Annotated in this window: 24 protein-coding genes; 18 read left to right on the top strand and 6 right to left on the bottom strand. The window is 44.7% G+C overall.

All coding sequences use genetic code 11. The features are described from left to right. The first annotated feature begins 119 nt into the window (after positions 1 to 119). Positions 120 to 2330 carry a copper-translocating P-type ATPase gene (locus tag KIT51_05255; protein UYN87669.1) on the top strand — a complete coding sequence of 737 codons (2211 nt, stop codon included), beginning with the start codon at positions 120 to 122 and terminating at the stop codon, positions 2328 to 2330. A 115-nt stretch (positions 2331 to 2445) separates the two neighbouring features. On the opposite strand, the gene KIT51_05250 is transcribed toward KIT51_05255, so the two are convergent. Genes KIT51_05250 through KIT51_05230 form a run of 5 tightly spaced genes read right to left on the bottom strand, consistent with a single transcriptional unit; the run spans position 2446 to position 5497 of the window. Further along, the gene (locus KIT51_05250; GenBank protein ID UYN87668.1) at positions 2446 to 2826 is read right to left on the bottom strand and encodes a VOC family protein; all 381 of its coding nucleotides are present in this window, start codon (positions 2824 to 2826) and stop codon (positions 2446 to 2448) included. Then, complete coding sequence (locus KIT51_05245; protein ID UYN87667.1) at positions 2823 to 3308, bottom strand: GNAT family N-acetyltransferase; 486 nt, start codon at positions 3306 to 3308, stop codon at positions 2823 to 2825. Before KIT51_05245 ends, KIT51_05250 begins: the two co-directional genes overlap by 4 nt. A gap of 31 nt (positions 3309 to 3339) precedes the next feature. Next, entirely contained in the window at positions 3340 to 3882 is a 543-nt protein-coding gene (locus KIT51_05240; protein ID UYN87666.1) for a cupin domain-containing protein, read from the bottom strand. Between the two features lie 23 nt (positions 3883 to 3905). Continuing rightward, the gene (locus tag KIT51_05235; protein UYN87665.1) at positions 3906 to 4592 is read right to left on the bottom strand and encodes a hypothetical protein; all 687 of its coding nucleotides are present in this window, start codon (positions 4590 to 4592) and stop codon (positions 3906 to 3908) included. A gap of 32 nt (positions 4593 to 4624) precedes the next feature. After that, a complete protein-coding gene (locus tag KIT51_05230; protein UYN87664.1) occupies positions 4625 to 5497 on the bottom strand; it encodes a c-type cytochrome in 873 nt (290 codons plus the stop codon). A 95-nt stretch (positions 5498 to 5592) separates the two neighbouring features. On the opposite strand from KIT51_05230, the gene KIT51_05225 reads away from it, so the two are divergent. The 5 genes from KIT51_05225 (at position 5593) to KIT51_05205 (ending at position 8502) form a co-directional block, all read left to right on the top strand. After that, positions 5593 to 6576 (top strand): AraC family transcriptional regulator ligand-binding domain-containing protein, encoded by a 984-nt coding sequence (locus KIT51_05225; protein UYN87663.1) that lies wholly within the window; start codon positions 5593 to 5595, stop codon positions 6574 to 6576. Positions 6577 to 6593: 17 nt separating this feature from the next. Next, positions 6594 to 7175: a Crp/Fnr family transcriptional regulator gene (locus KIT51_05220; GenBank protein ID UYN87662.1), complete on the top strand. Its 582-nt coding sequence runs from the start codon at positions 6594 to 6596 to the stop codon at positions 7173 to 7175. A gap of 69 nt (positions 7176 to 7244) precedes the next feature. Next, positions 7245 to 7652 carry a DUF4345 domain-containing protein gene (locus KIT51_05215; protein UYN87661.1) on the top strand — a complete coding sequence of 136 codons (408 nt, stop codon included), beginning with the start codon at positions 7245 to 7247 and terminating at the stop codon, positions 7650 to 7652. After that, positions 7652 to 8221: a DinB family protein gene (locus KIT51_05210; protein ID UYN87660.1), complete on the top strand. Its 570-nt coding sequence runs from the start codon at positions 7652 to 7654 to the stop codon at positions 8219 to 8221. Before KIT51_05215 ends, KIT51_05210 begins: the two co-directional genes overlap by 1 nt. 74 nt (positions 8222 to 8295) lie before the next feature. Then, complete coding sequence (locus tag KIT51_05205) at positions 8296 to 8502, top strand: heavy-metal-associated domain-containing protein (GenBank protein ID UYN87659.1); 207 nt, start codon at positions 8296 to 8298, stop codon at positions 8500 to 8502. Between the two features lie 10 nt (positions 8503 to 8512). On the opposite strand, the gene KIT51_05200 is transcribed toward KIT51_05205, so the two are convergent. Then, entirely contained in the window at positions 8513 to 9838 is a 1326-nt protein-coding gene (locus KIT51_05200; protein UYN87658.1) for a hypothetical protein, read from the bottom strand. A 101-nt stretch (positions 9839 to 9939) separates the two neighbouring features. Here KIT51_05200 and KIT51_05195 point away from each other — a divergent pair, with 101 nt between their 5' ends. The 12 genes from KIT51_05195 to KIT51_05140 all read left to right on the top strand — a co-directional run bounded on the left by KIT51_05195 (position 9940) and on the right by KIT51_05140 (position 24603). Further along, a complete protein-coding gene (locus tag KIT51_05195; protein UYN87657.1) occupies positions 9940 to 10167 on the top strand; it encodes a hypothetical protein in 228 nt (75 codons plus the stop codon). Between the two features lie 3 nt (positions 10168 to 10170). Beyond that, on the top strand, positions 10171 to 12504 hold the full coding sequence (locus KIT51_05190; protein UYN87656.1) for a molybdopterin-dependent oxidoreductase: 2334 nt from the start codon (positions 10171 to 10173) through the stop codon (positions 12502 to 12504). A gap of 3 nt (positions 12505 to 12507) precedes the next feature. Continuing rightward, positions 12508 to 13194 (top strand): hypothetical protein, encoded by a 687-nt coding sequence (locus KIT51_05185; protein ID UYN87655.1) that lies wholly within the window; start codon positions 12508 to 12510, stop codon positions 13192 to 13194. Then, on the top strand, positions 13187 to 13837 hold the full coding sequence (locus KIT51_05180; GenBank protein UYN87654.1) for a hypothetical protein: 651 nt from the start codon (positions 13187 to 13189) through the stop codon (positions 13835 to 13837). The genes KIT51_05185 and KIT51_05180 overlap by 8 nt, the downstream gene beginning before the upstream one ends. Positions 13838 to 13842: 5 nt before the next feature. Next, a complete protein-coding gene (locus tag KIT51_05175) occupies positions 13843 to 14859 on the top strand; it encodes a 4Fe-4S dicluster domain-containing protein (GenBank protein UYN87653.1) in 1017 nt (338 codons plus the stop codon). Between the two features lie 9 nt (positions 14860 to 14868). Further along, entirely contained in the window at positions 14869 to 16098 is a 1230-nt protein-coding gene (nrfD, locus tag KIT51_05170) for a polysulfide reductase NrfD (protein ID UYN87652.1), read from the top strand. Continuing rightward, positions 16095 to 16430, top strand: coding sequence for a carboxymuconolactone decarboxylase family protein (locus KIT51_05165; protein UYN87651.1), 336 nt, complete (start codon positions 16095 to 16097; stop codon positions 16428 to 16430). Before nrfD ends, KIT51_05165 begins: the two co-directional genes overlap by 4 nt. A 167-nt stretch (positions 16431 to 16597) precedes the next feature. Further along, positions 16598 to 17005 (top strand): hypothetical protein, encoded by a 408-nt coding sequence (locus KIT51_05160; GenBank protein ID UYN87650.1) that lies wholly within the window; start codon positions 16598 to 16600, stop codon positions 17003 to 17005. Positions 17006 to 17080: 75 nt separating this feature from the next. Continuing rightward, on the top strand, positions 17081 to 20947 hold the full coding sequence (locus KIT51_05155) for an efflux RND transporter permease subunit (protein UYN87649.1): 3867 nt from the start codon (positions 17081 to 17083) through the stop codon (positions 20945 to 20947). A gap of 103 nt (positions 20948 to 21050) precedes the next feature. Then, the gene (locus tag KIT51_05150) at positions 21051 to 21446 is read left to right on the top strand and encodes a four helix bundle protein (protein ID UYN87648.1); all 396 of its coding nucleotides are present in this window, start codon (positions 21051 to 21053) and stop codon (positions 21444 to 21446) included. 31 nt (positions 21447 to 21477) lie between these two features. Beyond that, positions 21478 to 22893, top strand: a complete 1416-nt coding sequence (locus tag KIT51_05145) for a TolC family protein (GenBank protein ID UYN88501.1) — start codon at positions 21478 to 21480, stop codon at positions 22891 to 22893. Positions 22894 to 22914: 21 nt separating this feature from the next. After that, on the top strand, positions 22915 to 24603 hold the full coding sequence (locus KIT51_05140) for an efflux RND transporter periplasmic adaptor subunit (protein ID UYN87647.1): 1689 nt from the start codon (positions 22915 to 22917) through the stop codon (positions 24601 to 24603). Positions 24604 to 24689: the final 86 nt, after the last annotated feature.

Here is a 24689-nt window from a genome sequence, read left to right as displayed (position 1 = left end):
AAATAAATATCACCCTTTTTACCACAAATTCATAGCATCCTGTAAACCAAACCCGGAATTCTGTAAAACCTTAAATTAAGTTTCTGTGTATTATTGTGCAGGATCATTTCAATACATTCATGTCAACCATCAAACAAACCTTCCCCGTACTGGAAATGACCTGTGCCGCCTGTGCCGTTAGCGTGGAGTCAATGCTAAAAAGTACGAAAGGTGTAAAAGAGGCTTCGGTCAACTATGCCAACCAAACAGCTTTGGTGGAATTTGATCCGGCCGCAACCAACCCCACTGATTTACAGCAGGTCGTGCGCGCCATCGGCTACGACCTGGTGGTAGATGTGGAAGATCCGCAAACCATAAAAGAGGAAGCGCAGCAAAAGCACTATCAGGAAATTAAAAACCGTACCATCTGGTCGGCTGTATTATCAATACCGGTAGTGATCATCGGTATGTTTTTTATGGATTGGAAAACAGGAACCTATATATCCATGCTCCTATCAGCACCTGTAGTTTTTTATTTTGGCCGGTCTTTCTTTGTGCATGCTTTCAAGCAAGCCAAATTTGGAAAAGCCAACATGGATACGCTCGTGGCACTCTCCACCGGCATTGCATTTTTGTTCAGTTTATTCAACACATTCTTTCCCGAGTTCTGGCACAGCCGTGGTATTCATGCGCATGTGTACTACGAAGCAGCAGCCGTAGTGATCACGTTCATCACATTGGGAAAACTTCTGGAAGAACGCGCGAAGTCCAGCACCTCATCGGCCATCAAAAAACTGATGGGCCTACAACCTAAAACTGTTCGTGCCAAGGTAGATGGCGTAGAAATGGAGTTGCCGATTGCGGCAGTGAAGGTGGGCTACACCATACTGGTACGGCCCGGTGAAAAAATTCCGGTGGATGGGGTAGTAACATCGGGCTCTTCTTATGTAGATGAAAGCATGATCAGCGGAGAGCCCGTACCGGTAGAAAAAATGGCCGGTGAAAAAGTGTTTGTCGGCACCATCAACCAGAAAGGCAGCTTTGAATTTGAAGCGCAGAAAGTCGGTGCGGATACGGTGCTCGCACACATCATCAAAATGGTGCAGGAAGCACAAGGCAGCAAAGCGCCCGTGCAAAAACTGGTGGATAAAATTGCCGGAATTTTTGTGCCCATTGTTATCGGAATTTCTATACTCACTTTCATTGCATGGCTGGCGATTGGTGGTGATGACGCCTTCACGCATGCCTTGCTTACATCAATAACCGTTCTGGTAATAGCTTGTCCCTGTGCGCTGGGATTAGCAACACCAACAGCCATTATGGTGGGCGTTGGCAAAGGCGCTGAAAACAATATCCTCATTAAAGATGCCGAAAGCCTGGAACTGGCCCATCAGATAAACGCCATCATTCTCGATAAAACCGGAACGATCACCGAAGGCAAACCGCAGGTAGCAGCCTTTGAATGGCTGGAGGGAATTGAAAACACGGATCACCTCCGCTCAATTCTTTATGCACTTGAGAAAAAGTCAGAGCATCCGTTAGCCGAGGCTGTAACTTCTTATTTGAAAGGCCCTGCCGAAACTAAACTGGAGTCTTTCGAAAGCATTACAGGCAAGGGTGTAAAAGGCACTGTTAACGGCATAACCTACTATGTTGGGAGCAAGAATTTATTGGAAGAGTCTAACTGCATGGGGTGTGCCAGTCTGGATGCCAAAGCAGAGGAGTGGAAGGCAAACGCCAATACAGTGGTCTGGTTTGCCGATTCGCGAAAGGTTCTGGCTGCCATCGCCATTGCCGATAAAATAAAAGTTTCATCCAAAGCCGCTATCGAAGCCCTGCAAAAGAAGGGCATCGATGTGTACATGCTTACCGGTGATAATGAGCAAACTGCTAAGGCCGTTGCAAAACAAGTAGGACTGAAACACTACAAAGCCGAAGTGCTTCCTTCCGATAAGGCAGAATTCATTAAACAACTTCAGGCAGAAGGTAAGGTAGTAGCCATGGTGGGCGATGGCATCAACGATGCCCATGCACTGGCCCAGGCCAATGTAAGTATGGCCATGGGCAAAGGCACCGACATTGCCATGGATGTGGCAAAGATAACCCTAATCACTTCGGATCTTCAATCCATACCGAAGGCCTTGAACTTATCTACTAAAACTGTAATGGGCATCCGCCAGAATTTGTTCTGGGCCTTTATTTACAACGTGATCGGTATTCCCATCGCGGCCGGTGTTCTGTACCCTATTAACGGCTTTTTGTTAGATCCAATGATTGCCGGGGCAGCCATGGCACTCAGTTCGGTAAGTGTGGTAACTAATAGTTTACGGTTACGGTTTGCGAAGATTTGATCTGTCACCCAGGAATGGAGCGTTGAGTTCGGTGAGTGTGGTGAGTACCAGTTTGATGTTGAAGTTTAAAAAAATATGATCTTGACTGTCACCCTGAGCCTGTCGAAGGGTGACTTTACGCCTTCAGTCGCCAGGGCGGATTTAATCGGTTAACACCGGCATAGTACAAAATCAATTGATTGCCATCCGGATCTTTCAACCGGGCTTCTCTCCATAACCAGTTTTTATCGTTCGGCAATTCCTCAAACTCAATTCCTTTGCTTATCAACTCCTGGACATTCTTATCTAGACCATCACACTCAAAATAGATATTCACGCCATAGCCTGTAGGAAGTTGCTCAACCAAATGCAAGGAAAAGGTAGCATTTCCTTCCGGGCACTGTAACCTTGCATAGTAAGGAAGTGCCTCCACGATAAGTGTTAAACCCAATGTCTGGTAAAATGAAATTGCCTTTGAAAGATCTAAAGACGGGACGGTAACCTGGTTTAAATTCATGCTTGATCTGTCAGTTTTAGTGATAAAACAATCATATGCCTGGCTTGAATGGCGTTTTCAAAAATGGGCTCAGGATAATTCTGGATAAAGAAATTCCTTTTTATGTCGGTAATTTCAAAACCCAGTTTTTGGTATAGACACAATTGCCAGATACTGGAATTAGCTGTTCCAATGAGAATAGTTTTGAGCTTTTTGATAGCCGACCTGTGTATAGCATCTTTAATCAAGAAACTTCCAATGCCCTGCCCTTGAAATTCAAACTTAACGGCAACGTTCTTTATTTCAACTGTATCTTCGGTTAGTGGATATAATGTCAGAACTCCAAGGATTTCATTCCCTTCCATTGCCACAAACACTTCCGACTTTTCTAAATATTCGTCTACCTTTTTTTTTGAAGGGTCGGCTAATAACAACAGGTCATAAGGTATGGATTCTCCCTGGTCAAGTTTTTTGATGATGATGTTTTGACTGACTTGTTGCATTGTTCAATTATAATCTCTCCTTAATGAGAGTTTAACTGATATGGCAATACTTTTGCTCCAGCATCAATGCAGTTCTTTTGCGAAATAAGGCAATCATCTTGAATATTGGCATCATTAATCGAAGCGGGCCTGGCAGTTTGGTTCCTCCCATGGCTGCCAATATAGACAGGTGTGAAAATTTGTTTGGTATACCGTCTTTGTTCATTTCTCCATCTTCAGCCAAACCGTATGCAATAGCCAACGATTTTTCAAAACCAATATGACCTGGTGTAAGGGTTACTATGAACTTCACTGGATTTTCTGTTTTGTTCCGGAAGCAATGAAAATGATTCGGCTCCACTGTATAGGCATCCCCCGAATGCAATGTTAACTCGCACTGATCTACTGTAATGGATAATTCACCCTCCAGCACCCGGAAGGATTCTGAAAACAGATCGTGAGCATGAACCATATTTCCTCCACCCGGTACCAGTTCAATTTCAATGAGGGAATATTCGCCATTGGTTTCTTCAGCGCTTTTTATAAGCGTTGCTTTATCGCCAATCTGTGGATTTATAAAGACTCTTTTTCGCATAGGACAATTATTTATAGTTTCTATTAGATTTTGTTTTTCATGATAGTAAGGCCCATCCATACAGGCCAAACGATTCCCAGCAACAGGTACACGTTTAAGCCAATCTCAGCGAGCAAGGAAATCTGAAACAGCTCTCCGATGCCATCAATCAGACAAGCTATTCCCAATACAAGTGTTGTTACCTTCAACGCACGGTTGCGTATGGCAAAATGCCCCACGCCTATCCACCACACTCCGCCAAGCAAAACTTCCAGGTAGTTCCAAAAACCTTTCACCACCACGTTAGTGATCAGTAAAAAATCTGCTTTTAGAATTTCCTTCATGACAGCATCAGCAAGTCTATACTGTGTAATCAGGTCGGGCCAAACTACCGCAAGTACAGAAGCACCAATCGCGCCAACCAACACATAGCCATATCCCATGGAAGTAAGCATGGAAGCCCAGGCTGTTATTTGTGCAAGCTCCCGGTGCAGAAAAAATATAACGGGTAACAGCAGCAGGTAATAGCCAAACATATCCAGGATCATAAACCACCTGAGGTAATTCACATTTACCGAAGGCATGTTGAGAATTTTGGCGGGGTTGGCAAAAGCTTCATCATCAAACTCTGTTGCGATAAAACCGAGAAGCAGACATGCCAAGGCCAGCAGACCGGCAATGATGGTAATCACCGCTATAGCTTGCTTTTCTTTTTCATTAAAGAGTATCATACAAGTGTTGTTTATAAAATTCATTATTAAGGCTACAAGCTTTTCAGGTAGAGGTAAAGGGCCTTCAACTCAACATCAGTATAGTGTTGGGTAAGCATCCACGGCATTTCTTCTTGCTTAAGAATTTTCCCTTCCGGTGTTTTTCCTGTGCGAAGTGTACCAATAAATTCTGCTTCCGACCAGTCGCCCACATTTCCGCTTGCTGTGATATCTGCCACTTCAGGAAATCCCGGGGCAACGGGAGAACCACCCTTCATATTTTTCCGGTGACAACCTTCACAGGCAACCGACAAGTATTTTCCGAAGTCAACCGTTACTTCATGGGCAATCGCCTTACTCAGTTGCCGGGTGTGGTCAATCTTTTCAGCCGGTATCATGGGTATTGCATCCAGGCTGGTGAGCAAGTAGCCCAAAAAACCTATTTGTAATTTTGGTAACTCCCGATCAACATCTTCCAATTGCTGGCCATACGCTATCAGCGCATTCATATCGTGTTGCGTAAGTGTTGAAAACTCATTGGCAGGCATAATGATGAGTGGTGTTTTGTTTCGGCTAAGGCCATGCTTCAATGCCGTCAACCAATCATGTGAAGTGTAGTCACTGGGGAGTCCGCCTCTTCCGCGCGTAAGGTTTGGTGCCACTATCCGGCCCAACATCGGATCATCCAACCACACCTTACCGCCCAGGTCATCACCGTGGCAATCGCGACAACCTTTAATCGTCATTAGCCTGGCGCCTTCTGAGAGGATTACAGAATCGCTTGTGATGTCAATAGGTTGAAGGGTGATGTCGTATTTCGTTGCAAGGCGTGCGCGGGTAGAAAAGAATGCATACGCATAAAACACACACACCACTAGCACAATAGTGAACAGTAAATATGATGTCCATTTGAAAAACTTTTTCATGGGTCAAAGGGTAATGCTTGATTTTTCTGTGAGAAACGAAAGACAGGAGTGGGTGAGGAAGGTTATTTTGCGACAAAAAGCAGTTAATTTGTCGCATGCATGCACAAATGTCCATCATCCGCGATATTGTCTACGCATCCGTTTCGCATGGGGCGAACTTTTCAAAATTTTGCGCTGATCTTGGCATCGCCCCAGAAGATTTGAACAACTCGGAAAAGCTGGTTGACTTTGAGCCTGCCGCCAGGGTGTGGGACATTGCCCTTGAACAAACGGGTGATCCATTGCTGGGGCTTCACATCGGAGAGGAAATAAGCCCCGGGATATTGGGCATGACAGGGTACCTGATGCAAAACTGCAGATCGCTTCGTGAAGCGATGCTCGCCTTTTGCAAATTCAACAACGTGTTTTCAACTATTTTTGAATATCGTGTTCACGATGAAAAAAATTTAACCCGCATACATTTTCAACCGCACGAATTCTGGATAAAGAAGTATCCTGAAAGCGCCCGTCAATCGGTTGAAATTTCTATGTCTGGGTTACTTCGCTTATTTCGTTTGCTTGTTGACAAGAAAGTTGTACCTGCTAAAGCCGAACTGGTCTATCCTAAACGATCCATCGAAGAATATGAGCGGATTTTAAGCTGCCAAATAAAATTTAGTTCGGATAAAAATGCACTGACTTTTGACGAGAATACTGTAAAGCTATCGGTCAGCCGACATGATGTCTCCTTGTTCTCATTCTTCAATGCCGCTTTGCAACAAAAATTGGACGAACAAACCAAGCTGAAGGGTTTTGCCGAGACCTTGAAAACACAGATACTGACAAAATTTAAAGGGCAGGTACCCCCTATTGAAATAGCAGCTTCCACACTAGGTTTAACAACCCGGTCGTTGCAACGAAAACTGAAAGAAGAGAACTTAAACTACCGCGAATTAGGCAATCATATAAAAAAAGAACTTACCGGAAGTATACTGAAAAACGGAAATGTTAAAGTGAAAGATATTGCTGTACTGCTTGGATACTCGGATTCAAGTGCATTCAGAAAAGCTTTTAAGAAATGGAACTTCGATACCAGGTGATTTAATGGTGAAAGAAGATGCAAAACGTTGAAAATCTAAAAAAAGCCATTGAGCATCTTGGCCGGTTAACACCCGAAGCCTCAGCCGACTTCTACAACATCTGGACTGAACATCGCGTAAAGCGCAAGGAAATCATAACCTCGGCAGGTGATGTAGAGAAATATTTATACTTTGTTTTAGATGGTGTTCAGCGCATTGTCTATCAGGATGACCAAAACCGCGAAGCAACACTGGTTTTTACCTATGCCCCTTCATTCGCAGGAATTATCGATTCTTTCTTTCTGCAGAAACCATCGGCCTATTATTTTGAAACGCTCACGCCTGCTGTTTTTCTGCGGGCACCGTTCGATGCCGTAAATCAGTGCATACAAAAACATCATTGCGTTTCGGATGCATTGCGGTTAGGTGTAACACAAGCCTTTTCGGGTTTGCTCGAAAGAATGGTTGAACTACAATGCTTCACATCCGAAGAAAAATTCAAAGAGTTACTTAAACGTAGTCCTCATATTTTAACACTGGTACCGCATAAATACCTGGCCAACTACCTCGGTATCGATCCCACCAACTTCAGCAAGCTGATCAATTCCGTGCGCATCTGAAAATCTTGGCAATTACCAAGAATCAGTTTTATGCCATCCTCCACTTTTGTTGCATCAAACAAAACAACTATGACAGCAAAAGTAATTTACCTCATGGCCAGTAAAGGTTTCATCCTTTTCTCCGCATTAAGTTTAGCGTACGTGGCCATTTTGGCCATTATCAATCCGCAATCGGTTATGGATTTAGTGGGTGTAAAACTTCCCAACACCGATGCCATCAGCTCCATCCGTGGTGTTTATGGAGGCGTAGGTATAACCCTGGTATTGTTGCTTATCTACCTGGCCTTTTCTGAAACCGTAAAGGGGTTGAGATTTTTATCAGTATTTTGGGGATCGTACGGGCTATCGCGGATCATGACCTGGTTTATGGATGGCGCCCTTGGCGAGTTTGGAACAAACTGGCTGGTAATTGAAAGTTTTATGTGCCTTGTAGGCATTGGGTTACTTGCATTCCGAAAAAAAATTAAAGACATCTAATGGTGGAGTCAATATCGCATTCAGAATTTCTTAACCGGGCAGAACAGCAAGTAGAAGAACAACTCAAAGAAGTAATCTCGGTATTCCAGAATCTTCCGGAAGACCAACTTATTTCGAATAATAATGGTGGATGGGGTATAGCCGAGTGTTTCGATCATCTCAATTCATATGCTGATTTCTATTTACCAAGACTGAGAAAATCGTTAGAAAAAATGCCTCCCCTGAAGGGCCAAACTACTTTCAAACACAGCTTTCTGGGTAGCTACTTCATTAAAGCTATGGACCATCAGCAAACCAAAAAGAAATATAAAGCCATGAGAAAGCATCGGCCTACCATCATTAACAATCCATACGCAGTGGTTTCCATGTTTATTCAGCATCTGGAAGAATTACAGAAAATTATTCTGCAAGCCAATCAAAAAAACTTAATGAAGGCCAGTGTCTCAACATCCATTTCACCTTTTGTAAAGATAAATGTTGGTGATGCTATACAGTTTGTATTGACGCACAACAGAAGGCACATTGAACAAGCCAGGCGAAATATCCATTCAGCAATGAATACAGATTAACTGTAAAAGAGTCTGTGAATTGTGTAAATCCGGTGCAGTCCGGATTTCGTTTATTTGTTAAACGAAATCAATTTATGAAAAAAAAAAAATTCAAAACCAACATAAAATGCTCAGTTTGCGTGGCTACCGTAACCCCCTTTCTTAATGAAACTGCTGGTGAAGGCCAATGGAAAGTTGACCTGACCAGTCCTGAGCGCACACTTACAGTAGAAACAGATGCTTCAGAAGAACAAATCAGGGAAGCACTACTAAAAGCAGGCTACAATGGAGAGAAGATTTAATAGGAATTCATCACAACTTCAACCCTGTCCTTGGCCACTCTACACCCGGCCTGAGTATGAGCATGACATACGCCCAGTTATTGGTTTGATTATGACCATCCGCTACATTTTTCAAATAGGCCATGGATTGCGTGGCAAACATCTGAGAATAACCACCCTGAAAACTAATGCCCGGTTTTAATTTGTGAACAATGGTCAGGTCGAGTTCGGTACCCAACCGTGAACTACCGGAAGTTCCGGGAGAATCATCATTTTCAACCACTGCATTGGAAGAGAAAAAATGTACGGCAGCACCGAGCAAGGTTTTAGAGCCTTTCATTAAACCCTTCAAATAATAATCATTGAGCCCAACAGAATTTCCATGATTACCCACATAGAAATAATCCATATAGCCATTAAAGCGATGATTAGTCCCATAAAAAGGGGTAAAGGATTTACTTTCTCCCGATGGCGCGTTGATTTGATCTGTTCCTGATATTACTTCCAAACCTGCTGTCAACGCAAACTTCTTACTCAAATCATACGTCAGCTCGGCCATCAAATCATATCCCGATAGGGATTGATTCAGATTGTTGGTACCTGTTTGATAATAAAAAGCCACATTACCGGATAACTTGTTGCTGCTTTCCTTATACACCAACCGCGGGCCGAAGGTTTGTGTAAATACAGTGGTGTATTCCACCGGCACGGTGTTGGGTTTTTGAATTTGGATACCATTATTCAAAAAAAGGAATGATGATTTGATCTTTCCGAAGGGTCGATTAAAATAAATGTACTGAAAGGTTTTATAGTTATTGGGTACCGTATAAACCGTTCCTGCCAGTTGCTCCTGATTTTGATTAAAGGCAAGCCCGGCATGTATTTGTGTGTTGCTGGCTGAATCATAAAATTTGATAATAGCTGCATCGTGCCTGCGGGCCTGCATCAGCCAGTCAAGACTTCCAAAAATGCGGTCTTCATCATAGGCAATTTCCTGCCTACCCATTTTCAACGCAAACTTTTTATTGATCGGAAGGGCCACCCACGCCTCATGTACCGAGAGCAAACCTGCATTGTCAATGGCCGCATTGGCCGTGCTGCCCCAGGTGCGGATGTCTTGTATGCTTACATACATTTCCGCATCCTGAAACTTCAGGCTGGTCATTACCCTTGCCCGCTGACTAATAAAAAATGCTGCATCTTGTTCGGGTGCCGCAAGCGTAGAAAATCCATGCCGGTACTCGGCCCGGTTCATGTACTGACCGTTGACACTGACATTAACCTGGGCAGATAAAGGCTGAGTACAGAGGGATAAAGCAGAACCAAAAAGAATGGTTCTAAATAGGGGAGATTTCATAAGTTCAGTATTGCATAACCCAAAACAAAATCGAAAATTTATTAGCACAAATGACTTAAGTCATACTATTCGTAATTGACTGTACTTTACTTTGAAACCATATGCCTGTAAAAAGTTACCTGGTATTCCCCATTGCTGGAGCAGTGGCCCAAGTGATTGAAAAGCTTCAGTCTTTCAATCATTGTGAAGTGTTGCCTGCGGATAACCGGGAGGTAATTGTGCTGGTAACTGATTCGGATTCGGAAAAAGAAGACGAGCAGTTTTTAGAGGCCCTTAAGGGCGATACTTCGATTCAACACATCAGTTTAATCTCTGGTTTTAGCACCTGAACTATGGAAAGGAAAGCTTACACCGTTAAAGACCACTCGCGCAGAAATTTTCTAAAGCAACTGGCAGCCACATCGGCCATCAGCGCGGCCACAGCCATGCTGCCGGAAGTAACCTTTGCCGGAGTAGATAAGCTTTCCGGCAACGATAAACTTAATTGGAAAAAATCGCCCTGCCGTTTTTGCGGGGTAGGTTGCGGCTTGCTCATCGGACTGCAAAATGGAAAAGCAGTGGCTGTAAAAGGCGACCCTGATAGCCCGGTAAACAAAGGGCTGTGTTGTGTGAAGGGCTATCACTCTGTGATGGCCTTGTACGGAAAAGACAGGTTGAGAAAACCATTAGTTAAGCGCAACGGCAAATGGGTGGAAGTAACCATGACTGAAGCCCTGGATTTGGTGGCCAGCAAAATGAAGGAGACCATTGAGAAACATGGTAAGGATGCTGTGTCGATGTATGGCTCGGGTCAGTGGACCATACCCGATGGCTATGTGGCCAGCAAGTTTATGAAGGGTGGAATCGGCACGAATAACCTTGAGGCTAATGCACGCTTGTGCATGGCCAGCGCGGTAACCGGATTTATGACCTCGTTCGGCATGGATGAGCCCATGGGCTGTTATGAAGATATTGACCATGCCGATGTATTTGTGTTGTGGGGCAACAACATGGCCGAGATGCACCCCGTGCTTTTCTCGCGCTTGTTAGACCAGCGCCTGAAAAGAAAAAGCATCATCATCGATTTGGGTACGCGCACTACGCGCACCAGCCTTGCAGCCGATAAAGCCATACTCTTTGAACCGCAAGGCGACCTGGCTTTAGCCAATGCCATCTGTTATGAAATTATCAATAATGGATGGGTGAACCGTAGTTTTATTGAAAAGCACTGTGTATTCAAGAAAGGGAAAACCAATATCGGGTATGGTCTTGAAGATAATTTCCAGTTCACCGATGAGCCTGGTGATATCAGTTTCAATGACTTCAAAAATTTTCTAAACGATTATGCTCCTGCAAAAGCAACTACTCAATGCGGAGTATCCGTGAAAGACATCAAATACCTGGCGCAGCTTTATGCCGACCCGAACAAGAAAGTGATGTCGCTCTGGTGCATGGGCCCCAACCAGCATACACGGGGCACCTGGATTAATAATCAGATTTACAACATCCACCTGCTTACCGGAAAAATTTCCACTCCAGGCAACTCACCCTTTTCATTGACTGGTCAGCCGAGTGCTTGTGGTACAGTACGTGAAGTAGGAACTTTGACTCATTTGCTTCCTCACGGAACAGTAACCAATGAAAAAGACCGCAAGTTTGCCGCAGAAATCTGGAAGGTGCCTGTTGAAAAAATTCCGGCAAAGCCCACCTTCCACACCGTTGAAATGTTCCGCGCCTTAGACCGGGGCGAAATCAAGTTCATGTGGATACAGGTAACCAACCCGATGGTTTCCATGCCCAACCTGAAACGCTATCGCAATGGGGCATTGAAAGAAGACCGGTTTATTGTTGTGTCGGATGTTTATCCCACACCCACTACTGATGTAGCGGATGTGATATTGCCTTCGGCCATGTGGATTGAGCGCGAAGGTATGTTCGGCAACTCCGAAAGACGCACGCAACATTTTGAAAAAATGATTGAGCCGCAAGGCGAGTGTGTGAGCGACACCTGGCAGATTATAGAAGTGGCCAAACGAATGGGCTATGGAAATCTTTTTCCCTGGACAAAAGAAAATCACATCGAAGAGATTTGGAAAGAATATTCACGATTCCATTATGGGCCCGATCACTCGATGGCGAGTTATGAAGAACTAAAAGCAAAGCCGGGCATTCAATGGCCATACGTTAATGGAAAAGAAACCAAGTGGCGCTACCACGCCAAATACGATCCCGCAGCAAAAGGAGATTCATATGATTTCTATGGCAAGCCCGATGGCAAAGCCTGGATATGGGCAAGGCCTTTTGAACCTGCCCCGGAAGTTCCTGATAAGGAATATCCATACTGGCTTTGCACCGGCAGGGTGGTTGAGCACTGGCATACCGGCTCCATGACGAGGAGGATTCCTGTGTTACATCAGGCGGTACCACATGCTTATGTGGAGCTGAATGTGCAGGATGCAACTAATATGAATATTCGCACAGGCGATAAAGTGAAACTGGTTTCGCGCAGGGGCGAGTTGGTGTTACCTGCATCGGTGAATGAGCGTGGCCAGCCTCCACGTGGACAGGTATTTGTTCCCTTCTTCGATGAAGGCTTACTGATCAATGAACTTACCATCGATGCGTTTTGTCCGATTTCGCGCGAGCCCGAATATAAAAAGTGTGCTGTAAAAGTGATGAAAGCCTGAGGTATGACCATCAAGCCGAAACAACATATACTCATTTTTTACATCGTGCTGCTGATGGCTTCAGCGATCGTTGTGCTTAACTTCAGCATGTTGGTGGAACAGGAGGAAGCCCATGTGGAGGAGGAGTTGTTTCCGTATGTTGAACCCCTTCCCTTTGAATCAGGTGTGTTTGAACGTGCCGAGTTTGCATTGGCTTATCAGAACATGCCTGATGATGAAAATCATAATCGCTCAATGGAAGGATACTATAAGCGAAGGGCTTTCTCAGGCGCACCGCCTGTCATTCCTCATGCCATTCTGAATGAAAGTGCCTTTGGTGGAAAGGCTTGTTTGCAATGCCACCAGAATGGTGGATATGTTGAACAGTTCAAAGCATTTGCACCGGTAACGCCTCATCCTGAATTAATCAACTGCAAGCAATGCCATGTTCCGGTCAACACCAATGCACTGTTCAAAGCAACTGCGTTTGAAGGACTGAAAGCTCCTGCTATCGGCAACCGTGCGATGGAAGGCAGTCCACCGGTTATACCACATACCTTGCAACTCAGGGAAAATTGCCTGGCCTGTCATGCCGGTCCGGCCGCTCCAAAAGCCATTCGCGTTACGCACCCCGAGCGGGTAAATTGCAGGTCGTGTCATGCATTGAAACCTTTAACACCCATTGAATGGGAAAGACCGGACAATGATTAAATACAAAACCATATGGCTCATTGTCTGTGCAGCAGTTGTAATGATTGTGTATTACAGTTGCTCTTCATCCCATCAGCAGGATGAGCATTATGACAAAGCCCACGGCCCATTAGCCAATCGCTTGCGCGCCTACACCGACAGCATTGAATACGAAAAATCATCGCTCGATGCCATGCAGCAGGTAAGGCTGGTGCTGGCACAGATTCATGATACGGTTGCTGTGCTTCTTCCCGAACGAACTTCCATGATTCGCTCCTATCCCTGCAGCAATTGCCATACACAACCCTTGGCCAAACTAAGTGCCGGCAGAAAAGCCGATGAGAAAAAATCGCACTGGGACATATCCATCATCCACGGCAGTGCAGAAGTAATGAACTGCCAGACCTGTCATGATGAGAAAAACATGAACGAACTGGTTTCACTGACAGGTAATGCCATTTTGTTTGATGAAAGCTATAAACAATGCCGGCAATGCCATTCCACACAATATACCGATTGGGTAGGTGGCAGTCATGGCAAGCGTTTGGGCGGATGGATGCCACCGCGCATCATGAACACGTGTGTTAGCTGCCACAATCCTCATAAACCTGCATTTGAAAGTCGTTGGCCTTCGCGTTTAAATACATCTTCACTAACTGAATGATAGTTATGGAACCTGTACCATTACCAGAGAACAAAAGCACCGGATGCCAATCAGGCAATTGCTCCTGCGGCAAGAAAAAAGAAGATGGCTTTGAGCAAGTCATGAGCAAACCCACTGACAGGAGAGATGCACTGAAGAAACTTACTTTAGGTCTGCTCACAGGCGTAGGTTTCGCATCAACATCGTGCAGCGTTACGGCCGGTGAAACAAAAAAGGAAAAAGCGCAACTGAATTGGGAGGAGTTTTTTAAAGGCAACTACCAGTTAATGACGGACGAAGAGAAGGAATCGACCGTGAAGCGACTTGAAAGATTATACGAATTAAACAACGGAAGAAAAATAAACGTATCGGCACAAGGCCCGATGAAGGATGTGCTCTATGGTTATGCCTTCAATATTTCCAAGTGCCAGGGATACATGGATTGCGTGAATGCCTGCGTGCAAGAAAACAACCAGGACCGAAACTCACAAATGCAGTACATCCGCATACACGAACACAAAAATGGTTCGATGGATTTTGAGTTAGCCGATGATAACTTCTATCATGAAGTTCCTGCTGCCGGTCATTTTTATATTGGCACACAATGTTTTCACTGTGAGAACCCGCCTTGCGTGGAAGTATGCCCGGTAAAAGCAACCTGGAAAGAGAAAGATGGTATTGTGGTAGTTGATTACGACTGGTGCATCGGTTGCCGGTATTGCATGGCGGCCTGTCCGTATGATGGACGCAGGTTTAACTGGGCAACACCCGAAGTGCCGGCAGAAGAAGTTAACAACAACCAGCACTACCTGGGCAACCGGCTTCGAAAAAAAGGCGTGATGGAGAAGTGTACTTTCTGTATACAACGCTCACGCAATGGCAAGAGCCCGGCTTGCGTGGAAGCATGTCCCACAGGTGCGCGCATTTTTGGCAACCTGCTCGACCCTAACAGTGAAATCCGGTGGGTGCTGGCCAATAAAAAAGTTTTCAGGTTAAAAGAAGACCTGGGCACCGAGCCTAAGTTCTGGTATTTCATGGATTAACCGCAACACATGAAGCAGCTAAAAATATTCAGGTCACTGGTAACTAACGGAATCAAAACCGCTCTGCACGGTAATTCATTATACCACGTGTGGATGGGCTTTCTCACCTTCTTTATGTTGCTGGGTGCATTTTGCTTTTACATTCAGTTGCGTGATGGATTAATCGTGACAGGCATGCACAATCACGTGAGTTGGGGTTTATACATCTCCAACTTTACTTTCCTGGTGGGTGTTGCAGCAGCCGCGGTGATGTTGGTGTTACCAACCTATGTATTGAAGGAAATGGATTTTTCAAAAGCGGTGCTCATTGGTGAAGGCATGGCCGTAGCAGCACTCATCATGTGCCTGGCTTTTGTTACCGTTGATTTAGGCGGGCCCATCCGCGCCTGGCATCTGATACCCGGCATAGGCGTATTTAACTGGCCCAACTCCATGCTGGCGTGGGATGTGATTGTGTTGAATGGTTATCTCTTCATTAACATTACCGTGCCCCTGTATATTTTAATGTGCCGCTACCAGGGCAAAGAACCTAACAAAAATTTTTACTTACCCGGTGTTTTGATTTCTGTTTTCTGGGCAGTAGGCATTCACCTGGTTACAGCCTTTCTGTATGCAGGTTTACCGGCCCGTCCGCATTGGAACAATGCACTTTTAGGTCCGCGATTTTTAGCATCGGCTTTCGCGGCAGGGCCGGCACTCATCGTCATTGCGCTTGCCGTAATCAATCGCTTCACAAGCTACAAGATTGATGACAACACCTTCAGAAAACTTGCCTTGGTCATTACCGTGGCTGCTCAAATAAACATCATTATGCTGGGCTCTGAGATATTCAAGGAATTTTACTGGCCCACCCACCACGGCAGCAGCGCCATGTATTTGTTTTTTGGATTGCATGGAAAAAATGCACTGGTACCTTACATCTGGACAGCCATAGGTTTAAGTTTTACCGCCACGGCCATTCTCAGTTTGCATAAACTAAGAAACAATAGAGTGTGGTTGTACATGGCTTGTGTCATGTTATTCACCGGTATCTGGATTGAGAAGGGCATGGGATTGATCATCCCCGGATTTATTCCGGAAGCCTGGGGCAACATTGTAGAATATTCTCCGAGTTGGATCGAGGTTGGTGTAACCGGTGGCATCTGGGCTATGGGTGCGTTCATCTTTTCGCTGCTTGCCAAAGTGGCCATTGGCATTGAAACAGGAACACTTCGTTATCAGGAAAAAATTTCAGTATGAAAAAATCCACTAAGAAATTACCCAAGCCGCCTAAGTTCTATACCGATTTCGAAAAGAAATATCCGCAGGTAGCAAAAGCCTATGAGCAACTGGGCGATGCAGTACATGATCAGGGGCCTTTAACAGAGCGTGAACGGGCATTGATCAAACTAGCGGTTTCAGGTAGTCACCGATTAAACAGTGCATTAAAATCGCACATTCGAAAAGGAACTGCAGCCGGTTTGAACCGGGAAGAAATGGAACATGTGGCCCTATTGCTTTTACCTACAGTAGGTTTCCCAACCACCATGGCCATGTTGGGTGTTATTGAAGAGCAGTTTATGAAGAAATGATTCATTGGCCTCACGAAATTCCCGCTTTCAAGAAATGTGGTTAGCAATGAAAATTAACAAAAACCAGTCGATTCTGTTTTAGTTTCGAAGGTTTCCATGAATTCTGTAAGGGCTTGAAATAACTTTATAAATCCAAAACCACTTGAAATCCGTACATTTGCTTATTAATGAAACTGCTCCGTACCATATCCTCCCTCCTGCTGGCCGCACTTGTGCTGATGGCCTCCAGCAGTTTTTATGTGGGCGTGCACTATTGTGGTGGCACAGTTAAAGCAGTTGCTTTTCTTAACAAAGCCGATGGTTGCGGGCATCAACAGTTGCCGCCTTGTCACCGCAAAGTAATGGAAGGATGTTGTGCTGATGAACAGCTTATTCACGAATCGCAGGATATTAATGGCGCAACCGTAAACATCTTACTTCCTGTACTTTCATCCACAGATGTTGTTCATAACACATTGGTGGTGGCTGAGATTATCCCTACTGTTTCCGTTTCTACAACATCGTATTTTACGGATCACCCCCCTGCCCCCACCGGGCACGATATCATCATCTCCATTCAGTCTTTTTTGATCTGATTCTGTTCAGCCATCTCATTGGTGAGATTGGTATGTCTTCTTTTTTTCTTTTCAAGAAGTCTTTAGAACAGAACTATGATCAACCGTATAATAAAATTCTTTTTAGAACAAAAACTGGTAACCGTGCTAGTGCTCCTGGCCATTGTAGGCTGGGGCCTGGTTACTGCTCCATTCAACTGGAAAATTGGTTTTCTGCCGCAAGATCCGGTACCTGTAGATGCCATCCCCGACATTGGTGAAAACCAACAAATCGTTTTCACGGAATGGATGGGGCGATCTCCTCAGGATGTGGAAGATCAAATCACTTATCCGCTGACCACATCGTTGCTGGGTATGCCAGGTGTGAAGGCCATCCGCAGCACGTCTATGTTCGGCTTCTCTTCTATCTACATCATTTTCGATGATGATGTGGAGTACTACTGGAGTCGCTCAAGAATTCTTGAAAAATTAAGCGCCCTGCCGTCCGGCTTGTTGCCTGAAGATGTTCAACCCAAACTCGGCCCCGATGCCACCGCACTCGGACAAGTGTATTGGTACACGCTCGAAGGTCGTGATGAAAATGGAAATCCAGCGGGCGGATGGGACCTGCATGAACTGCGCACCATCCAGGATTTTTATGTGCGTTATGCGCTCACCGGTGCAGAAGGAGTTGCTGAAGTAGCCAGTGTTGGCGGACATATCAAAGAGTACCAGGTCGATCTTGATCCAGTGGCGATGAAGACGTACAACATTTCCATGATGGAAGTGATGCAAGCGTTGCGTAACAGCAACCGCGATGTTGGCGCTAACACAGTAGAAATAAATCGGGTGGAGTATCTGATTCGCGGACTCGGTTATGTAAAAAAGATTGAAGACATAGAAGAAGCAGTGGTGCGGGTAAATCAGAATGTGCCTGTTCGTATTAAAGACATCGCTCGCGTTGCCCTTGGTCCTGCTGATCGTTCCATGTTAGGCATTTTAGATAAGAGTGGAGCGGAAGCTGTTGGTGGTGTAGTCATTGCCCGCTATGGTGATAACCCATTGGCTGTTATCAATCATGTAAAAGACAAGATCAAGGAAATAGCCCCGGGATTACCTTCTAAAAAATTAGACGATGGAAGGACTTCTAAAGTAACCATCGTTCCGTTCTACGATCGCACACAACTCATCTATGAAACACTAGGGACACTGAACGATGCCATCACGCTGCAGATCCTGATCACCATTATTGTCATTATCGTGATGGTGTATAACCTGCGTGCTTCATTTTTGATTTCAGCGTTGTTACCATTGGCGGTGCTGATGTGCTTCATCCTTATGAAATATTTTCATGTGGATGCCAACATTGTTGCGCTCTCAGGAATTGCTATTGCCATCGGAACCATGGTCGATCTCGGCATCATTCTCAATGAAAATGTGCTGAGACATCTTGAAGAAGCTCCGAAGGAACAACCATTAATCACTACAATCTATAATGCCGTATCGGAAGTTTCATCCGCCATCATCACGGCCGTATCCACCACCATTGTAAGTTTCCTGCCAGTATTTACGTTGCAGGCTGCCGAAGGAAAATTGTTCGGACCGTTGGCTTATACCAAAACATTTGCTTTGGTGGCTGCTTTGATCTTCACACTTGTCATCATGCCAACCTTCACCCACTGGGTGTTCGGCATGAAGGTCGGTAAAGGAAGATTCAAACTTGTCGGGAACATCTTACTCGCTTTAACGGGATTATTTATCACGATAGTCTACTTGCCATGGGCAGGTGTTGCTTTGCTCTTGTTTGCGGCAAACAATCTCCTCAATCATTTTTATCCGGAGAAATATTCTCGCTTCCATGAATTGGCTACCGTGGGTATTTCGGTAGTAGCGGTATCATGGCTGCTGGCTACCACCTGGCTGCCGCTGGGTGTACACAACAGCATTATCCTGAACTTCCTGTTTATCCTCATCATCATCGGATTGGTACTGGGTGGATTCTCCATCTTCATCCGGTTCTATCCTCGGATACTCACCTGGTGTTTGGAAAACAAAGTGAAGTTCTTGCTGATCCCGGTTTTCATCATCCTCCTCGGCTTAAACATCATGCTGGGATTCAACAAGGTGTTTGGTTTTGTTGAAAAAGGTGTTGATGTCATCGGCTGGAATATTCGTACCACTTCGTTATGGAGTTCATTAACGCATACCTTCCCCGGTATGGGCAAAGAGTTCATGCCCTCGTTGGATGAAGGAGCATTCTTACTGATGCCCACCTCCATGCCCCATGCCGGTGTAGAAGCCAACAAACAAGTAGTACAACAACTGGACATGCTGGTAACCGCCATACCCGAAGTAGAAATGGTGGTCGGGAAAGCCGGTCGCGCTGAAACAGCGTTGGATCCCGCACCCATGTCGATGTATGAGAATGTGATTCTTTACAAGTCGGAATACATCACGGATGAGAATGGACGAAAACTTCGGTTTAAAACAGATTCACAGGGAAGGTATAAGATTGATATTGGTGGATATTTGGATATTGATGGATATTATGATCGGGTGAGTGGAAAAATATATGATGCCAACAATATCGAAATATCAACGAGTATACACCAATATCCATCCATATCAAAAAATATCCACAAGTATCTAATAAAAGATAAGAACGGAGAATATTATCGTCAGTGGCGTGATGAAATTAAATCTCCCAACGACATCTGGGATGAAATCGTAAAGGCCGCCAACATACCCGGTGTTACCTCTGCACCAAAACTCCAGCCTATAGAAACACGATTGGTGATGCTCCAAACTGGTATGCGCGCACCGATGGGACTAAAAGTATACGGACCTGATTTAAAAACAATAGAATCGTTCAGCCTCGAACTGGAGAAACATTTAAAGGAAGTCCCTTCCATCAAGCCGGAAGCCGTGTATGCCGATCGTTCCCTCGGTAAACCTTACATGGAAATTGACCTCAACAGAAAAGCGATGGCGCGCTACGGATTGAATGTAAGTGACGTGCAGGAGTACATTGAAGTAGCGCTAGGCGGTATGAGCATGACCACCACCGTGGAAGGCCGTGAGCGGTATTCCATCCGTGCACGTTATGCGCGTGAATGGAGAAGTGATCCGGAGTCGATTAACAAAGTATTTATTGCAACCCCTACAGGTGCGCAGGTGCCACTAAGTGAACTGGCTACTATTAATTACCGTCCCGGACCGATGATGATCCGTGGAGAAGATTCCTTCCTTGTCGGATATGTACTCCTGGATAAAAAAGAAGGATATGCCGAAGTATCTGTTGTGGAAGAAGCCCAGCGTTACCTGAACAAAAAAATTACTGATGGTGAACTGCTAGTGCCTGCTGGTGTGAGCTATAAATTCTCCGGTAGTTACGAAAATCAGTTGCGTGCTGAAAAACGATTGGCCATCGTAATCCCTCTTTCGCTGATAGTCATCTTTTTGATATTGTATTTTCAGTTCCGCTCGGTAGCAACATCACTATTTATCTTCTCCGCCATTGCTATGGCCTTTGCAGGTGGTTTTATGATGCTATGGTTATATGGTCAGGACTGGTTTATGGACTTCAGTCTTTTCGGAACCAACTTTCGTGAGTTGTTTCAAATGCGTGCCTTTAACCTGAGTGTTGCCGTGTGGGTTGGATTCATTGCGCTGTTTGGTATCGCTACTGATGATGGTGTGGTGATCGGCACTTACCTGACCCAGAGCTTACAGAAACACAAACCAGAATCTGTTACTGAAGTGCGTAAAGCAGTACTCGAAGCCGGAATGCGAAGGGTGCGTCCATGCTTAATGACTACTGCGACAACGTTACTCGCTTTACTTCCAGTATTAACTTCATCCGGAAGAGGCTCCGACATCATGATACCCATGGCCATTCCTTCCTTTGGCGGCATGGTCGTGGCGTTGATTACGCTGTTTATTGTACCGGTACTGTATTCATGGAAGGAAGAACGGAAACTATGATACTAATGGATATTGATAGATACTTGTTGATACTTATTGCCTCGATTCACAACAAATATCGATGCGTATCAATTCATATCAACAAGCATCAAAATGACCCGATATGAAAAAGAAAGAATACATCCCACTCCAGAACCTTGAAGTCTATCAGCTCGCAAGGGAATTAGCCAAAAAGGCCTGGGTGATCTATGACAAGATGAGTTGGCAGGAGAAAAAGATCATCGGTGATCAGTTCATATCCTCCATCGATTCCATAGGAGCAAACATCGCAGAAGGATACGGTCGCTTCCATTATCTTGACAGAGTCCGTTTCCTGTACAACGCCCGAGGTTCCATGCTCGAAGCCATCAATCATTGGCTTGAATTGTTAGTAGAGAGAAACAAAATCAGTCAACCAGAATTTGATGAAATGAAATTCTTAGCCGATAAACTATCCATTAAGCTTAACAACTTCATTCGATCCATCTATGAATCCAAAAACAATAAGGAAGATGAATAAACTATCCACCTATATCGATCAATATCCACCTATATCGATCAATATCATTAGTTTATTGGCATTGATGTTATTATGTCAAATTGCCAAAGCTCAAACAATTGACGATTACCTAACCGTAGCTGCACAAAATAATCCATCATTGAAAGTCCGGTACAACGAATACTATTCCGCATTGGAAAAAGTACCGCAGGCAGGTACTTTACCCGATCCTCAACTTACGTTTAGTATGTTCGTTGGTAAAGATGGCTTGTACATGGAGCGTTGGATGGGCCAGCAACTTTCAGAAATTTCTGCCATGCAGATGTTTCCATGGATTGGTTCGCTGGATGCAGCAAAAAATGAAGCCACGTATATGGCTCAAATGAAATTTTCCGCCTTTCAGGAATCGAAAATTAATTTATTTCATGATGTGCGCACCGTGTGGTACCAATTGTATCAGGTTGATGAAGAACTGAAACTGCTGGAAAAAGAAAAAGAAATACTAAAAACTTATGAGCAACTGGCGCTTACCCGATTTAAAACAGGAACAAGCGGAACCGCTCCGATGAATACGCAAAGTGGCACTACACCTTCCGTTCCATCATCAGGAGGTGGTATGGCGGGAATGGGTGGAAACACAGCAACCCCCTCACCATCGGGCATGCCATCGGGACAGGGGAGCGGTGGAATGTCGGGCGGAACAACAGGATCAATGGTCGATGTACTGCTTATTCAACTCCAAATGAAGGAACTGGATTCACGAATCGAAATACTTAACGCTTCGCGCAAGCCGCTGGAAGTAAAATTCAATAACCTGTTGAACCGTGCTTCGAGCGAAAAGATAATACTTGCCGACACCCTGTCTTCTGTATCCTTACCGGCTACGCTTTCCATCATCCAGGATTCGGTTATTCAAAATCATCCTATGGTGAAAATGTATCAATGGGATGAGAAAGCACGGGAAGAACAACAGCGCATGGCTAAGTTAATGGGTAGGCCTATGATTGGCGTTGGATTAACCTATATGATTTTCCGCCCACGATTTGATGAAATGCTGAATGAAAATATGGGCGGAGAAAACATGTTCATGCCCATGGTTACCATGACTTTGCCCATCTATAGAAAAAAGTATACCTCCTTACGCAAGGAGGCGGAATACCTGCAACAATCCGCTACACAAAATAAGGAAGCCGCAAAGCTTGACTTACTCAGTGAACTGGAGCGTTTATTATTTGATTACGAAAGCAGCACCAGGCGGCTTAAGCTCTTACACGATCAAAGAGAGATTACACAACAAGCCATCCGACTAATGACTACAACCTATAGTACAGGTGGTGGTGGAATGGAAGAAATTCTTCGTCAGCGTCAATCTTTATTAAGCTATGAACAACAGCAACTATCAGCCATAACAGAACAACATATAACGGTATCGGGCATCACTAAACTTATGGGAATTGAAAGTAACTAAGACCTCAACGAATTGAATACTATGAAACCAAAATCAATCATCATCAACATCATTCTTCTGGCAGCAGGGTTATTGCTTGGCTGGCTAATCTTTGGAGGAGACCAATCCGAAACACACGACCATAAAACAGAAGCGGTCAGTGAGTACACCTGCTCCATGCATCCACAAATCCGACAGCAAGGACCCGGTAAATGTCCAATATGTGGCATGGATCTGACTCCTGTTTCATCCGGCAGCAGCACCTCCAATCCATTTGTATTGGAGATGACACCGGAGGCTGCTGCACTGGCTAACATTCAGACAACAAAAGTTAAATCCGTTTCAGCCTCCAATGAACTGATGCTAACCGGAAAAGTAAAGGTGAATGAACAGGCGCTTTCTGTTGTCGCTGCCAAATTTCCGGGGCGGATTGAAAAACTATTTGTAAATTTTGTAGGGCAGGAAATAAAAAAAGGAGAAAAGCTCGCCACACTATATTCTCCTGAACTGGTAACCGCCCAACGTGAATTGCTGGAAGCAAAAAAGATGGCAAGCATCTCGCCACAGCTTTATGAAGCCGCCAAAGAAAAACTTCGGTTGTGGAAAATCAGCGACAAGCAAATTGAACAGATCGAATCTTCCGGACAGGTTACCACCACTCTGGATGTCTATGCCGAAACTTCAGGCGTAGTCACCAAACGCCAGGTTTCTTTGGGTGATTACCTGTCAACTGGTAGTGTAATGATGGAAATTGCTAATCTTTCATCAGTTTGGGTGGTACTGGATGCCTATGAAAGTGATCTGCCCTGGATCAAAACCGGATCAACCATAAACTTTACTGTCCCTTCACTTCCGGGAAAAGAATTCAATGCTAAAATTCACTACATCAATCCATCAGTAAGTCCAGAAACCCGGTCAGTAGATGTGCGGGCTATTGTACCCAATACCGGCAATCTGCTAAAACCTGAAATGCTGGTAAGTGCCACCCTGCAAACAAAATTGAATTCAAATGTAAAGGGTCTGGCCATTCCGGCTACAACAGTACTCTGGACAGGCAAGCGCTCGGTTGTATACGTTAAACAAAAGGGAACAACTCCAGCATTCGAACGAAGAGAAATTACACTCGGTGCCCGGATGAATGATGTATACATTGTAGAAAAAGGACTGGATGAAGGTGAAGAAGTAGTATCTAATGGTGTGTTTTCAGTGGATGCATCAGCACAACTAAGTGGTAACTACAGCATGATGTCTTCACCTGAAATAAAATCAATTGACGTGCCCGAAGCCTTCCGAGCACAGCTAACCCAGGTGGTTGAAAAATACTATGCTGTTAAAAATGCGCTGGTCGAATCAAATCCTGCTTTGGCTGCTACTGCCGCAAAGGAAGTTTTGAAAGCACTGAAAGCTGTAAACATGAAATTACTGGAGGGTGCTGCCCATGACGAATGGATGGTGCTGACTAAGCCATTGGAGCAGGGCGCAACCGGTATAAGTACGAAGACTGATGTGGAAGAACAGCGCAAGGACTTCGAACTCCTCTCCAACTACCTCATAGAGGCCGTTGAACTGTTTGGGCTTACCACCGAAAAAGCATACCGGGCCTATTGCCCGATGGCCTTTGAAGATGAAGGTGCATATTGGTTAAGTGAGTTTGAAGACATTAAAAATCCGTATTTTGGCGCCACTATGCTGAAGTGTGGGGAAAACCGGGAAGTATTCAGGAAACGGTAACAGTAGAACATATTAGATATTCATCGATATTGATGGAGCTACATAGATATTAATTAAAATCGAAATCAAATTCAAATCATAAACTA

The organism is Cyclobacteriaceae bacterium, from assembly GCA_025808415.1.
Taxonomy (GTDB): Bacteria; Bacteroidota; Bacteroidia; order Cytophagales; family Cyclobacteriaceae; genus UBA2336.
This window is presented reverse-complemented; position numbering and strand designations above follow the sequence as displayed.

Excerpts from the sequence above, each read along its gene's own strand:
- KIT51_05255 (UYN87669.1), top strand. The coding sequence starts at position 120 with ATGTCAACCATCAAACAAACCTTCCCCGTACTGGAAATGACCTGTGCC.
- KIT51_05250 (UYN87668.1), bottom strand. The coding sequence starts at position 2,826 with ATGAATTTAAACCAGGTTACCGTCCCGTCTTTAGATCTTTCAAAGGCA.
- KIT51_05245 (UYN87667.1), bottom strand. The coding sequence starts at position 3,308 with ATGCAACAAGTCAGTCAAAACATCATCATCAAAAAACTTGACCAGGGA.
- KIT51_05240 (UYN87666.1), bottom strand. The coding sequence starts at position 3,882 with ATGCGAAAAAGAGTCTTTATAAATCCACAGATTGGCGATAAAGCAACG.
- KIT51_05235 (UYN87665.1), bottom strand. The coding sequence starts at position 4,592 with ATGATACTCTTTAATGAAAAAGAAAAGCAAGCTATAGCGGTGATTACC.
- KIT51_05230 (UYN87664.1), bottom strand. The coding sequence starts at position 5,497 with ATGAAAAAGTTTTTCAAATGGACATCATATTTACTGTTCACTATTGTG.
- KIT51_05225 (UYN87663.1), top strand. The coding sequence starts at position 5,593 with ATGCATGCACAAATGTCCATCATCCGCGATATTGTCTACGCATCCGTT.
- KIT51_05220 (UYN87662.1), top strand. The coding sequence starts at position 6,594 with ATGCAAAACGTTGAAAATCTAAAAAAAGCCATTGAGCATCTTGGCCGG.
- KIT51_05215 (UYN87661.1), top strand. The coding sequence starts at position 7,245 with ATGACAGCAAAAGTAATTTACCTCATGGCCAGTAAAGGTTTCATCCTT.
- KIT51_05210 (UYN87660.1), top strand. The coding sequence starts at position 7,652 with ATGGTGGAGTCAATATCGCATTCAGAATTTCTTAACCGGGCAGAACAG.
- KIT51_05205 (UYN87659.1), top strand. The coding sequence starts at position 8,296 with ATGAAAAAAAAAAAATTCAAAACCAACATAAAATGCTCAGTTTGCGTG.
- KIT51_05200 (UYN87658.1), bottom strand. The coding sequence starts at position 9,838 with ATGAAATCTCCCCTATTTAGAACCATTCTTTTTGGTTCTGCTTTATCC.
- KIT51_05195 (UYN87657.1), top strand. The coding sequence starts at position 9,940 with ATGCCTGTAAAAAGTTACCTGGTATTCCCCATTGCTGGAGCAGTGGCC.
- KIT51_05190 (UYN87656.1), top strand. The coding sequence starts at position 10,171 with ATGGAAAGGAAAGCTTACACCGTTAAAGACCACTCGCGCAGAAATTTT.
- KIT51_05185 (UYN87655.1), top strand. The coding sequence starts at position 12,508 with ATGACCATCAAGCCGAAACAACATATACTCATTTTTTACATCGTGCTG.
- KIT51_05180 (UYN87654.1), top strand. The coding sequence starts at position 13,187 with ATGATTAAATACAAAACCATATGGCTCATTGTCTGTGCAGCAGTTGTA.
- KIT51_05175 (UYN87653.1), top strand. The coding sequence starts at position 13,843 with ATGGAACCTGTACCATTACCAGAGAACAAAAGCACCGGATGCCAATCA.
- nrfD (UYN87652.1), top strand. The coding sequence starts at position 14,869 with ATGAAGCAGCTAAAAATATTCAGGTCACTGGTAACTAACGGAATCAAA.
- KIT51_05165 (UYN87651.1), top strand. The coding sequence starts at position 16,095 with ATGAAAAAATCCACTAAGAAATTACCCAAGCCGCCTAAGTTCTATACC.
- KIT51_05160 (UYN87650.1), top strand. The coding sequence starts at position 16,598 with ATGAAACTGCTCCGTACCATATCCTCCCTCCTGCTGGCCGCACTTGTG.
- KIT51_05155 (UYN87649.1), top strand. The coding sequence starts at position 17,081 with ATGATCAACCGTATAATAAAATTCTTTTTAGAACAAAAACTGGTAACC.
- KIT51_05150 (UYN87648.1), top strand. The coding sequence starts at position 21,051 with ATGAAAAAGAAAGAATACATCCCACTCCAGAACCTTGAAGTCTATCAG.
- KIT51_05140 (UYN87647.1), top strand. The coding sequence starts at position 22,915 with ATGAAACCAAAATCAATCATCATCAACATCATTCTTCTGGCAGCAGGG.